A 13,580-nucleotide genomic window follows, 5' to 3' on the forward strand; every position below is an offset into this window, starting at 1 on the left:
TTCAGAACAGAAAATAACGTTGTGCCATAGGCAGAATAGAAGCCGGTTCGCACGTAAGCAATTCTCCATCAGCTTTGACAAGATAGGTTTCAGGATCCACATCAATCTGGGGTGCGTAATCATTATGGATCATATCGGCCTTGCGCACATTGCGAGTATTTTTAACGGCAGAAATCATTTTCTTTAATCCCAGCTTTTCAGCTATCCCATCATCCAGCGCAGCCTGGGAGACAAACGTAATAGAAGTTGCCGAACAGGCCAGACCGTAGCTGCCAAACATGGGGCGATAGTGTACCGGCTGTGGAGTAGGGATAGAACCATTGGGATCGCCCATAGCAGCCGCCGCAATCATGCCCCCTTTCAAAATCAGCGATGGCTTCACACCAAAAAAAGCAGGTTTCCACAGTACCAGATCGGCCCATTTACCTGCTTCTATAGAACCCACCTCATGGGATATGCCATGGGTAAGTGCAGGATTAATTGTGTATTTAGCCAAATATCGCTTTACACGAAAATTGTCATTTTCAACCGTATCCTCAGGTAGCGGCCCCCGTTGCACTTTCATTTTATGCGCAGTCTGCCAGCATCGAATAATCACTTCACCCACTCGCCCCATAGCTTGGGAATCGGAAGAAATCATGCTGAATGCACCCAGGTCATGCAAAATATCTTCAGCTGCAATGGTTTCCCGGCGAATCCGTGACTCTGCAAACGCCACGTCCTCTGCGATGGAGGCATCCAGATGATGGCATACCATCAGCATGTCCAGATGTTCATCAATGGTATTCACCGTGTACGGCCGGGTGGGATTAGTGCTGGAGGGCAGCACATTCTGCTCGCCACAGGCCTTGATGATATCGGGCGCATGCCCGCCGCCCGCTCCTTCTGTGTGATAGGTATGTATCGTCCGCCCCTTAAATGCTGCGAGTGTTGTTTCCACAAAGCCGGATTCATTCAGGGTATCGGTATGGATGGCTACCTGCACATCCATTTCATCTGCAACAGACAAGCAATTATCAATGGCTGCGGGCGTTGTACCCCAATCTTCATGCAGCTTGAGGCCAATTGCACCTGCCCGCACCTGCTCGCGCAACGGTTCAGGCAAACTGGCATTTCCCTTACCGAGAAATCCCAAATTCATGGGAAAGGCTTCCGCGGCTTCCAGCATACGCGCCATATGCCATGGCCCCGGCGTGCAGGTAGTGGCGTTTGTACCTGTTGCCGGGCCGGTACCTCCACCCAGCATCGTGGTCACACCAGACATCAGGGCTTCTTCAATCTGTTGCGGACAAATAAAGTGAATATGTGAATCAATCCCCCCTGCTGTCACAATCATGCCTTCGCCCGCAATAACTTCTGTGCCGGCACCGATCACGATGGTGACAGCTGGCTGAATATCCGGATTGCCTGCCTTGCCGATCGCGGCAATACGACCTGATTTGATGCCGATATCCGCTTTAACAATACCCCAGTGATCAACAATCAGCGCATTGGTAATCACCGTATCGGCCACATCCGCAGCACAGCGCTGCCCTTGCCCCATACCATCACGAATGACTTTACCCCCACCGAATTTCACTTCCTCGCCATACACCGTAAAATCTTTTTCCACTTCAATCCACAATTCCGTATCGGCAAGGCGAACCCGATCCCCAACGGTGGGGCCAAACATTTCTGCGTAAGCCTGCCGCGATATTTTGAGACTCATTTCAATTCCCCCATCACGGCACCTGCAAATCCATATACTTTCCGGTCACCCGCTAATTTTACTAATTCAACCGTGCGTTCCTGCCCCGGTTCAAATCGTACCGCTGTACCGGCAGGAATATTGAGACGAAAACCATAGGCCATTTCCCGCTCGAATTTGAGCGCCTGATTAGTCTCATAAAAATGATAATGTGAACCCACCTGTATTGGACGGTCGCCACTATTCGCCACTTTTACAATGCATGTTTCGCGCCCGACGTTCAGTTCGATATCACCACCGACTGTTTTGATTTCTCCAGGTATCATCGTAACCTCTCAAGGAATGGGGTGATGAACGGTCACCAGTTTGGTGCCATCAGGGAATGTTGCTTCAACCTGAATTTCCGGAATCAGTTCAGAAATACCATCCATGACGTCATTTCGTGTGAGCAGGGTTGCGCCATAACTCATCAGCTCAGCCACAGTTTTCCCCTCACGCGCACCTTCCATGATAGCTGAGGAAATATAGGCAACGGCTTCAGGGTAATTGAGTTTCAGCCCCTTTGCCTTGCGACGCTCCGCCAGTAATCCGGCGGTAAAAATCAGCAGTTTGTCTTTTTCTCGTGGTGTCAGTTCCATAATTTCCCTTACGTATTCCAGATTCTTGGCATGCATGGCCCATGCCCTGAAACAGCATGCCGAAGCAATGACCACACAGCAACAAAATATTGCCTGGCTCTTTCAGAAGAAAACCCAAGGTAGCGAATCGCTACCACATTACCGACTCTCGTTATTCCGGATACACCACCAGAATCGCTATCAACCAGAATCCCTCGCACTTCACTCAACAACGCATCGCTCATCAGAAAACCCGCAATGAGAAAAGTGCCGGATACAGTCCTGTTTGCCAAGCCAGCCAGGGAAGAAAGCAGCTTGTCGCCACCCTCCAGAGAAGCATATTCACCCCATATCCGCTTTCCCTGAGCGTAAATCTCTGTTTCCTGCCGCAACATGCCATGGCTGAATTTTTCACCGGAAGCAGTGCGCCCATAGCACACAATTTCCCATCCCATATAACGCGCATCTTCTTCCAGATCTATACGCGTTTTCCAGTGTCCAACTGCGCCATCAAACAGAATTGTTTCCTGTGGCAGCCATTCCAGCACACTATTCTTTTCAACTTGAAATTGTAGATACTGGCTAGCAGACCTGCCACCGCTTTTATACCATTTTCCGGCACCTGGGGTGGTTAACAGCGCATGACTACCTGTCTTGGCAATGGCCTCAATAGTCAAACAGTCCCCCCCGGCAACACCACCCGGAGGATGAAGAATGATGGCATGACAAACTGATCGATGTTCAGGATACAGTGCCTTTTGCACCCTTAAAGGGCCTTTGTGCAAACGGTGAACCAGCACCGTTTCTCCTGCATCATTCTGCGCAAATTGAAGCTGCAGCATGGCCTCCCAACCGCTATGCGAGGCCATAACTGCACTCATACAGCTAACAAGCCTTGTACATTTTCAGCTTCCATTTCTGATCCGGGGCCGCTTTTAATCACTTCACCCCGTTGCATCACCACATAATAGTCCGCCAGAGTATGCGCAAAATCATAATACTGTTCAACCAGCAGGATGCCCATATCCCCACGCTTTGCCAATGACTGGATGACACGTTCAATATCCTTGATGATCGAAGGTTGTATGCCCTCAGTCGGCTCATCGAGGATCAGCAATTTCGGTCGCATGGCCAAAGCACGGCCAATCGCTAACTGTTGCTGCTGCCCCCCTGAAAGATCCCCCCCTCTTCGATGCATCATTTCCTTTAAGACGGGAAACATGTCAAAAATTTCAGCAGGAATGGTTTTGCTGTCTTTTCCCTTTAAGCCTGCCAGCCCCATTCTTAAGTTTTCTTCTACGGTCAGCCTTGGGAATATTTCACGACCTTGTGGCACATAGGCCATCCCTGATTTTGCCCTTTCATGGGGGGATAACGACGTAATATTTTTGCCTTCAAGCTCCACACTACCCGATTTGACTGGCAGCACCCCCATGAGACATTTCAACAAAGTGCTCTTACCCACGCCATTACGGCCCAGTAAACAGGTAACAGCCCCTTTCTCAACGTGTAATCCCACATCGCGCAATGTATGACTGCCACCATAATACTGATTGATTCCTGATACATTTAGCATGATTAGCGCCCCAGATACACTTCAATTACCCGTTCATCATTCTGCACTTTGTCCATGCTCCCCTCAGCGAGAACGCTGCCTTCGTGCAGCACCGTAACTGTTCGCGCGATCGCCCCTACAAATTCCATATCATGTTCAACCACCACAATAGAATGCTGGCCGGCAAGTTCATTCAGTAATTCAGCTGTACGTTCCGTTTCGAAATCCGTCATTCCGGCAACAGGTTCATCCAAAAGCAGTAATTTAGGTTCTTGCATCAACAGCATGCCGATTTCCAGCCATTGTTTCTGACCGTGGGCAAGTAATCCAGCTGGCAAATTAGCTTTATCAGATAACTTGATCAACGCCAGAATTTCTTCAATACGGCTTTTTTCCTCGCCACTCAACTTTGCAAACAGGCTGCGCCAGACACGCTTGTCTGTTTTCATGGCCAATTCCAGATTTTCAAACACGGTATGGTGTTCAAACACACTGGGTTTCTGAAATTTACGACCAATACCGGCGTGGGCGATTTCCGGTTCAGTCAGCTTGGTCAGATCGATTGTCTGACCAAAAAACGCTGTGCCCGAATCCTGCCGTGTTTTACCCGTTATCACATCCATCATAGTCGTTTTTCCGGCACCATTAGGGCCAATGATGCAGCGCAACTCCCCCGCTTCAATTGTCAGATTCAGATTATTAAGCGCCTTGAAACCATCGAAACTCACTGAAATGCTGTCCAGATAAAGAATAGGTCCGTGAGATACATCCAGCTCTCCTGACTTAAAAATCCTGCCAGGACCGCTACCTATATCATCCCACCCATCCCTTTCTTTTTTTGCTTCTGCGTTCATTTGAACCTCGCTTTCATTTGCTGCACCAACCCCACCACGCCTGCAGGCATATACAAGGTGACACCGACAAACAGCAACCCCAGGAAATACAGCCAGTATTCAGGGAAAGCAACTGTAAACCAGCTTTTTGCTCCGTTCACAATCCCAGCTCCCAGCAAAGGACCTATCAATGTACCGCGTCCACCTACTGCTGCCCAGATGGCAATCTCGATTGAATTTGCCGGAGACATTTCGCTAGGGTTGATAATTCCCACTTGTGGCACATAAAGCGCCCCTGCAATACCGCACAGAATGGCAGAAAACGTCCAGACAAAGAGTTTATAACCAAGGGGGTTATAACCGCAGAACATGAGTCGGCTTTCATGATCACGAATAGCTGCCAGCACTCTCCCCAGTTTGGATATCACAATATAGCGTGAAGTCAGCAAAGCCATTATGACAAACAAACCTGTAGCCATAAATAGCCCTGTTTTTGTTGACGAGTCCGCCAAGGCAAAACCCAGAATTCGCTTGAAATCCGTAAAGCCGTTATTGCCGCCAAAGCCTGTTTCATTCCTGAAGAACAAAAGCATGAAGGCAAAAGTCAGTGCCTGGGTGATGATTGAAAAATACACACCCTTGATTCGTGAACGGAACGCAAAATAACCAAACACAAATGCCAGCACACCCGGCACCATTACAACCATCAGCGCGGCAAACCAGAAATGGTCAGATCCAAACCAGTACCAGGGAAGCTCTTTCCAATCCAGAAACACCATGAAATCCGGCAAATGGCTATGATATTGCCCTTCTGTTCCGATCATCCGCATCAGGTACATACCCATTGCGTATCCACCCATAGCAAAAAACAACCCATGCCCCAGACTGAGAATACCGGCATACCCCCAGATCAGATCCATGGCCAGGGCTACCACTGCATAACACATGATTTTTCCCATGAGCGATACGGTGTAGTCTGAAATGTGCATGGAATGAGAAGCGGGCAATCCCAGATTAAGAAAAGGCACAACAACCAGCACGGCAAGGCCGAATACGATCAACGCCAGCCAACCCTTTACGCCATATAATTTTGTAATTGTAGACATATTAGTGCTCCACTACCCGGCCCTTCAAAGCAAACAAGCCTTGAGGACGACGCTGAATAAATATGATGATGAATAGTAAAATCAGAATTTTTGCCATTACCGGGCCGGAGAATGGTTCCAGAAACTTGTTCAGCACACCCAGACCCAATGCCCCGGAAACAGTGCCTGCAAGTTGCCCTACGCCACCCAATACCACCACCATGAATGAATCCACAATGTAGCTTTGCCCCAGATCCGGGCCCACGTTACCAATCTGGGATAATGCACACCCGCCTAACCCTGCAATACCGGAGCCCAGCCCAAACGTCCACATATCAATATTGCGGGTAGGTACGCCCAGACAATCAGCCATTTTTCTGTTCTGCGTCACCGCCCTCACAAACAGCCCGAGTCTTGTACGGTTTAACAGCAGCCAGACAAGCAGCAATACAAAAAAGGCAAATCCGATGATCACAATCCGGTTATAAGGGAGTACCAGATTACTGGCCATATCAATCCCGCCTGACATCCAGCTTGGGTTCACCACTTCCACATTCTGTGCACCAAAAATATTTCGTACGGTCTGAATCAATAGCAGACTGATCCCCCATGTAGCCAGCAACGTTTCCAAGGGTCGTCCATACAAATGACGGATAACCGTTCGCTCCAGCAACATGCCTACCATGGCCGCTACAATAAAAGAAGCAGGCACTGCCGCAATCAGGTAGGCATCAAAGCTTGAAGGGAAATACTGTTTGAAAAACAACTGAACCAGAAAAGTTGTGTAAGCGCCAATCATCAGCAATTCGCCATGAGCCATGTTGATGACACCCATCAACCCGTAGGTAATAGCCAAACCAAGTGCGGCAAGGAGCAATATGCTGCCTAAACTTATGCCACTGAAAATCCTGCCCAGATATTCCATTCTGGTCAACCTGCTTTTGATTTTTGCCAGTGCATCTTTTGCTGCGGCACGCACACTTTCATCAGGTTCTATAAACTGGCCATCCGCTTGCCTTTCAACAAAGGGCTTTAATAATGTCCTGGTGCTGGACTGATCACTCTCAGCCAGAATACCTATCGCCTTTAGACGTACTTTTACATCCGCATCCTTTAACTGAATACTGGCTTCAACCAGCCCTAAAGCGGCTTTTATTTCCTTATCTTTCTCTTTTAGCAATGCCTTTTGAATAGCAGGGAGCAAATTAATATCTGCTTTATCCAGCAACTCATTTGCAGCAGCCAGACGTTTTTCTTTCTCACCAGAAACCAGTTGCAGAGTGGCCAAAGCAGCATCCAGCGCCCCTCTTATCCGGTTATTGATCATGATCGCTTCGACATTTTCCGGTGCAGGATTTATAACGCTATGATCCAGGGCATTGAGTGTGCCTTCATTACTGATAATCACCAGCACACCATTATCGGTGACATTCAGTTCGCCATCTTTTAATGCTTGTAAAACAGGCAAGGCCGCAGGATGTTCAGTTGAAACCAGTTGATTGATGGCAACGATTTTTTCATCACTATCGCCCGTAGCCAATTTATTAAATAAATCGTCGGCTGCAAAAGCGGATGCCGTTAAAAATATCGTGCAGCAGACAACTGCATTGAGCAAGAATCTCAACATGCTATTGTTGGACATTGTAATTACCCGGTAAGGTGAGGGGAACGGAACCGGAAAAAACCCCGGTTCCGATTAACTACCAAAAACTGCCATGTCTTGTTTGCCATTGCAAAGGGATAATTTTTAAACTTTCATTTTCAGAAAAACAACTTTTCTTCGCATCCTTTTGCAAGTTACTTAGGCAAGCAAAACCAAACTATTAAAGCCCCTGCTTTTTCTCATTACCGGCAATGAACGGGCTCCAAGGCTGAGCACGGATCGGCCCCTTCGTTTTCCATACAACCTGGAACTGACCATTTGCCTGAATTTCACCAATCATGACAGGCTTGTGCAGGTGATGATTGGTTTCATCCATCTTGAGCGTAAAGCCGGATGGTGCCTTGAAGGTCTGACCAGCCATTGCCTTGCGAACCTTATCGACATCAGTGGATTTGGCTTTTTCTACGGCTTGCGCCCACATATGAATACCCACATACGTTGCTTCCATTGGGTCGTTTGTCACAACCTTGTCAGCATTTGGCAGGTTTTTCTTCTTGGCATAGGCTTTCCAATCCTTGATAAATGCATCATTTGTAGGATTCTTGACTGACATGAAGTAATTCCAAGCTGCCAGGTGACCCACCAATGGTTTCGTGTCGATACCACGCAACTCTTCTTCACCAACCGAGAACGCAACAACAGGGACGTCTGTCGCCTTCAGACCGGCATTACCCAATTCCTTGTAGAAAGGCACATTAGAATCGCCGTTGATGGTTGAAATAACCGTGGTTTTACCCCCTGCAGCAAACTTCTTGATGTTCGCAACAATGGTCTGATAATCGCTATGACCAAACGGGGTATATACTTCCTCGATATCCTTGTCAGCCACGCCCTTGGACTTCAGGAATGCACGCAGAATTTTGTTCGTTGTACGTGGATACACATAGTCAGTACCTAGCAAGAAAAAGCGCTTTGCACTACCACCATCCTTGCTCATCATGTATTCAACTGCGGGGATTGCCTGCTGATTGGGAGCAGCACCGGTATAGAATACATTTTGTGAAAGCTCTTCCCCTTCATATTGCACTGGGTAGAACAGCAAACCGTTCAATTCTTCATACACAGGTAAAACTGATTTACGTGAAACCGAAGTCCAGCAACCAAACGTCACAGCAACTTTATCTTTTGAAACCAGCTGACGCGCCTTTTCAGCGAAAAGCGGCCAATTTGATGCTGGGTCAACCACAACCGGTTCCAGCTTTCTGCCTAACACGCCACCTTTTGCATTGATTTCATCAATCGTCATTAATGCCATATCTTTCAGCGAAGTTTCAGAAATGGCCATCGTGCCGGAAAGTGAATGCAAAATCCCGACTTTGATTGGATCCTTGTCACCTGCAAACGCTAATCCACTCAATGTGCCGATTGCTGCCAGTGATGCTGTCACAACTGCTTTCTTCAAAAAATTTCGTCGTTGCATTTTTAGCCCCTTGATATTATTAAAGCCACGTTTCAGAAAATTCCGCATCCAACTTTCATACGCTGGTACTTATGACTTAGCAATATCAGGGCCATATGCATTGCATAATATTATTAAATAATTGAAATACATTAAAATCATAGTGTTATATAAAAAAAGTATAGGTAGGCAATATCCTATTATTCTGAATCAGCACCAGACTCGTGCGGCCACTCACTCAAATGCACCAAATTAGGGCGTGAGTGAAATTTCATCAGAAATACATTCTATTGCTGTAAAATAGTGCGTTTTGAATGCATCCACTTAATACATCAGGATGTTCCGCTTGTTTAGAGTTGAAACCTGGACATACTTTCAGATCTTAAATAATTGAGAAACCCATGAAATACCTCAGTACCCGCGGCGGAATGCCACCCAAGACATTTACCGAAATCCTGCTCGGCGGCCTCGCTACGGATGGCGGCCTGACTATTCCTGAAGTTTATCCAACGCTTTCGACGGATGAACTGGCTGCAATGCGCAGCATGAATTACCGCGAGCTGGCATTTGAAGTATTACGCCGCTTTGCTGACGACATTCCCGCGGCCGATCTCAAAACAATTATCGACAAAACCTATACTGCTGAAGTATTCGGCTCGGACGACATTACACCAGTCAAAACACTGGAACCGGGTGTCCATCTGCTCGGCTTATCCTATGGCCCGACACTGGCGTTTAAAGACGTGGCCATGCAACTTCTCGGCAATCTGTTCGAGTACGTACTGGCAAAAGAAAACGCGGAACTGAATATTCTTGGTGCCACCTCGGGCGATACAGGCAGCGCCGCAGAGTACGCCATGCGCGGCAAAAAAGGTGTGCGCGTGTTCATGCTTTCGCCCAAAGGCAAGATGAGCCCGTTCCAGACTGCACAGATGTTCTCTCTGCAAGACCCTAACATTTTTAATATCGCCGCCGAAGGGGTGTTTGATGACTGTCAGGATATTGTCAAAGCGGTATCCAACGATCTGGATTTCAAGGCCAAACACAAGATCGGCGCAGTGAATTCAATCAACTGGGCGCGCGTTACTGCTCAGGTAGTTTACTACTTCAAAGCCTATTTCGCGCTGACTGAAAATAACGATGAGAAGGTTTCATTCTCGGTACCTTCAGGTAACTTTGGCAATGTCTGCGCTGGCCACATCGCCAGACAGATGGGACTGCCCATCCACAAGCTGATCGTGGCCACTAACGAAAACGATGTACTGGATGAGTTTTTCCGCACCGGCGTGTATCGCCCTCGCCCCCAAACCGAACATACCAGCAGCCCTTCGATGGATATTTCGAAAGCTTCCAACTTCGAGCGTTTTGTCTATGACCTGGTCGGGCGCGACCCGAAAATTCTCAAAGATCTCTGGCAACAAGTGGAAACAGGCGGCAGTTTTGATTTAAGCAAAACCCCATATTTTGCCAAGGTTAAAGACTTTGGCTTCGAATCCGGCTCAAGCAGTCATCAAAATCGTCTGGAGACCATCCGCAAGGTGTATCAGCAATACCAGACCATGATCGACACACACACCGCAGACGGCGTGAAAGTGGGTCTGGAGCATCGCGAAGCAGGCATCCCTATGGTCTGTCTGGAAACCGCATTACCCGCCAAGTTTGACGAAACCATCTTTGAAGCACTAGGCCGTCATGCCGAACGTCCTGCTGGTTTGGAAAATCTGGAAAAATTGCCGCAACGCTTTGAGGTAATGCCTGTAGATGCAGCAGTGGTAAAGCAATTTATCGTTGCGCATTCCTGACAAATGCTGCCAGCATGGTATTTCGATCTGTTTGAAGCGCATGTAAAGTTACATATTAAATCGCATTCACCGCAGAGGCGCAGAGACGCTGAGAAAAACGATGATGTTTGGCTAGAGGTGCTGAACTGCCAATGACACCCATTTAACTAAGTGTCACTGAACAGAGAGAATACTTTCTGCCTTCTCAGCGCCTCCGCGCCTCTGCGGTCAACCATTTTGACAAAAAGAGGCGTAGATTCCGTTTGCGACCGGCTGATGTGTAAAATGACATTTCGGAAAATGTAAGCACAGAATCCATTTTTCTGGATATTCCGAATTTAATAAAGTGTAAACAAGGAATAAGATGACGCAACTACCCAAGGAAATTTTCAAAGCCTACGATATTCGCGGAATTGTTGGCAAATCTCTGACACCTGAAATTGTTGAAGCAATCGGCCATGCCATAGGCTCTGAAGCAGTTGCCCGCAAGCAAACTGCCATTGTTATCGGACGTGATGGCAGATTATCCGGCCCTGATCTGGCTGCAGCGCTGGCACGTGGCATTCAGAAAAGCGGCATTGATGTCATTGATTTAGGTATGGTGGCTACCCCCATGACCTACTTCGCAGCGTACCAGCTCAATACCAATTCAGCCGTGATGGTAACAGGCAGCCACAACCCTCCGGATTACAATGGCCTGAAAATGGTACTGGGCGGCGAAACACTATCCGGCGACACTATTCAGGCGCTGCGCACACGCATTGAAAACAACGATCTGGCAACTGGCAACGGACAGTACAGCCAGCACGCTATTGACGATGAATACATCGATCGTATCACCGGCGATATCAAGCTAGCCCGCCCGATGAAAATCATTGTGGATTGTGGCAATGGGGTACCCGGCGCTTTTGCCCCTACCCTTTACCGCAAACTGGGATGTGAAGTCACCGAAATGTTTTGCGAAGTAGATGGTAATTTCCCTAACCACCATCCCGATCCCTCCGTACCCGAAAACCTGAAAGACCTGATCGCAAAGCTACAATCCAGCGACGCAGAAATCGGCCTGGCTTTTGACGGTGATGGTGACCGTTTGGGCGTAGTCACCAAAGATGGCAGAATCATTTTTCCAGACCGCCAGCTAATGATATTTGCGGAAGATGTGCTCTCCCGTAATCCGGGCGCGGAAATCATCTTCGATGTTAAATCCACACGCAATCTGTTTGACTGGATCAGAAGCCGTGGTGGCAAGCCAACTTTATGGAAAACCGGCCACTCTTTCATCAAAGCCAAAATGAAAGAAAGCGGCGCGTTGCTGGCAGGTGAAATGAGCGGTCATATTTTCTTCAAAGAGCGCTGGTATGGTTTTGATGACGGCCTTTATGCCGGTGCGCGATTGCTCGAATTTCTAAGCAAACAGGCAGATATCAATGCCACATTGCACGGTTTGCCCGATACCGTAAACACACCCGAACTTCAGATCAAACTGCAGGAAGGTGAAAACTACGCCCTGATAGAGAGACTGCAAAAATCCGCGAAATTCGACAACCCAAAAGAAATTAATACCATCGATGGATTACGCGTGGAATATGCAGAGGGTTTTGGCCTGATGCGCGCATCGAACACTACACCGGTGATCGTGCTGCGTTTTGAGGGGGATAACGAAGCCGCACTGAAACACATTCAGGATGATTTCCGCAAAGTGTTGAAAGCAGCTGCGCCGGAGGCATTATTGCCGTTTTAAACGGTGTACGTGAGGGCTAAAAGCAGCCAGTAACAAGTTACAATTCCAGCTTCTTATCCCTCGCAGAAGAGATCAGGGTGCCACGCGGTATATTGACATTCAATTGCCGTTAAACCTTGATTACTTCCCCACTGTAGAGCGTAAAACTTCGCCTCCCTGAAGCATCCAGTCCATAAGCCGGTGTCACTACCACATTCTCATCAAATAAACGTTTGTCCGGGTACTTAAAAGTACCTTCCACATAATAACCCCATCCAACGCTATTGGTGACTTCCCAGAGCTGATAATTCAATGGGTCATCAGAATTAAGGACATGACGCTTATCAAATTGTTCACTATGGATGACAAACTTATCGAGCGCGTTTTCGCGTTCACGGCCAGGTGGCACATCCGCCACAGGCAACCCTGATTTCTGAAGAAACTGCGTGGCAGCCTGCAAGGTTAGCGCTCCAAAGCCGTTATCATATCCCCCACCCACATCACAATGGTTGCCATACATCCTCAGGGTAGTCACAATATCCGCCTGCTTCGAATAATCTATGGCCAAAAACAATTTTCTATATTCATTCAGGGCCTTGATAGCCACACAATTTTTAACGTTGGGCGGGAAGGCCATATTTCCTTTAACGCCCGTTGCAACTGGATCAAAAAGTACGCCTGCCTTTACCATCACCTTACCCGGTTCAATCAGGACCTTACCGGTTAAATCAACCAATCCATTTTTATACAACAACTGACTGAATATTGCTGCTGAAGCTACACCACGACTAAATCCAGTCAGTGCTACAGACACTGGTGCATCCGGATTATCCTTGAGCCAGTCAGAGGCTTGTACGCCAAAGTCTTTATAAGCATCTTCCGCTGTTTTAACCACCCCCGCTGTCACAGCTGCAGGGTACCAGGATTCCGTAAACGGCTTTCCCTCTGTACCCAGGCCTGGAAAATACCTCCCGTGGAGACCTTCATTCCCAGCTTCCCCCATCGCGACTTCATACTGTTCCCACAATTGAGCAACATTGGTTTGTTGTTCTGGTTTATGCACATTGTTCTTATCATTGTTCGTGCCATCAAATGCGGCAAAATAAACAAACTGGCCTTTAGGAATAGCTCCCTCTACCGCGCCCTCAATCATTTTCTTACACATCTCAAGGTTGTAATCCAGGCTATCTTGTCTTTGCGTCGCATTCAGATCAATTTCAATAGGCATGGCAACATTCCT

General features: G+C 47.8%; 12 protein-coding genes. 2 read left to right on the top strand and 10 right to left on the bottom strand.

Features of this window, described 5'->3' with window-relative positions:
- Position 1: 1 nt before the first annotated feature.
- The 9 genes from ureC to urtA form a co-directional block, all read right to left on the bottom strand.
- Positions 2–1,708, bottom strand: a complete 1,707-nt coding sequence (gene ureC / locus EDC63_RS10435; protein ID WP_124946724.1) for an urease subunit alpha — start codon at positions 1,706–1,708, stop codon at positions 2–4.
- Positions 1,705–2,013, bottom strand: coding sequence for an urease subunit beta (locus EDC63_RS10440; RefSeq protein WP_124946723.1), 309 nt, complete (start codon positions 2,011–2,013; stop codon positions 1,705–1,707). Before EDC63_RS10440 ends, ureC begins: the two co-directional genes overlap by 4 nt.
- Before the next feature lie 9 nt (positions 2,014–2,022).
- The gene (gene ureA / locus EDC63_RS10445; protein ID WP_124946802.1) at positions 2,023–2,325 is read right to left on the bottom strand and encodes an urease subunit gamma; all 303 of its coding nucleotides are present in this window, start codon (positions 2,323–2,325) and stop codon (positions 2,023–2,025) included.
- A gap of 8 nt (positions 2,326–2,333) precedes the next feature.
- On the bottom strand, positions 2,334–3,185 hold the full coding sequence (locus tag EDC63_RS10450) for an urease accessory protein UreD (RefSeq protein WP_124946722.1): 852 nt from the start codon (positions 3,183–3,185) through the stop codon (positions 2,334–2,336).
- On the bottom strand, positions 3,182–3,880 hold the full coding sequence (urtE, locus tag EDC63_RS10455) for an urea ABC transporter ATP-binding subunit UrtE (protein ID WP_124946721.1): 699 nt from the start codon (positions 3,878–3,880) through the stop codon (positions 3,182–3,184). Before urtE ends, EDC63_RS10450 begins: the two co-directional genes overlap by 4 nt.
- A gap of 2 nt (positions 3,881–3,882) precedes the next feature.
- Entirely contained in the window at positions 3,883–4,713 is an 831-nt protein-coding gene (gene urtD, locus EDC63_RS10460) for an urea ABC transporter ATP-binding protein UrtD (protein ID WP_124946720.1), read from the bottom strand.
- Positions 4,710–5,798, bottom strand: coding sequence for an urea ABC transporter permease subunit UrtC (urtC, locus tag EDC63_RS10465; RefSeq protein WP_124946719.1), 1,089 nt, complete (start codon positions 5,796–5,798; stop codon positions 4,710–4,712). Before urtC ends, urtD begins: the two co-directional genes overlap by 4 nt.
- A 1-nt stretch (position 5,799) precedes the next feature.
- Positions 5,800–7,419 carry an urea ABC transporter permease subunit UrtB gene (gene urtB, locus EDC63_RS10470; RefSeq protein ID WP_124946718.1) on the bottom strand — a complete coding sequence of 540 codons (1,620 nt, stop codon included), beginning with the start codon at positions 7,417–7,419 and terminating at the stop codon, positions 5,800–5,802.
- 181 nt (positions 7,420–7,600) lie between these two features.
- The gene (urtA, locus tag EDC63_RS10475) at positions 7,601–8,860 is read right to left on the bottom strand and encodes an urea ABC transporter substrate-binding protein (protein WP_124946717.1); all 1,260 of its coding nucleotides are present in this window, start codon (positions 8,858–8,860) and stop codon (positions 7,601–7,603) included.
- Positions 8,861–9,240: 380 nt separating this feature from the next.
- Here urtA and thrC point away from each other — a divergent pair, with 380 nt between their 5' ends.
- Positions 9,241–10,641, top strand: coding sequence for a threonine synthase (gene thrC / locus EDC63_RS10480; RefSeq protein ID WP_124946716.1), 1,401 nt, complete (start codon positions 9,241–9,243; stop codon positions 10,639–10,641).
- Between the two features lie 343 nt (positions 10,642–10,984).
- Complete coding sequence (locus EDC63_RS10485; protein ID WP_132920929.1) at positions 10,985–12,361, top strand: phosphomannomutase/phosphoglucomutase; 1,377 nt, start codon at positions 10,985–10,987, stop codon at positions 12,359–12,361.
- Between the two features lie 109 nt (positions 12,362–12,470).
- Here the strand turns inward: EDC63_RS10485 and EDC63_RS10490 are convergent, their stop codons facing one another.
- Entirely contained in the window at positions 12,471–13,568 is a 1,098-nt protein-coding gene (locus tag EDC63_RS10490) for a DUF2235 domain-containing protein (RefSeq protein ID WP_124946715.1), read from the bottom strand.
- Positions 13,569–13,580 lie beyond the last annotated feature (12 nt).

Origin of the sequence: Sulfurirhabdus autotrophica (assembly GCF_004346685.1) — a bacterium.
GTDB classification, from domain to species: domain Bacteria; phylum Pseudomonadota; class Gammaproteobacteria; order Burkholderiales; family SMCO01; genus Sulfurirhabdus; species Sulfurirhabdus autotrophica.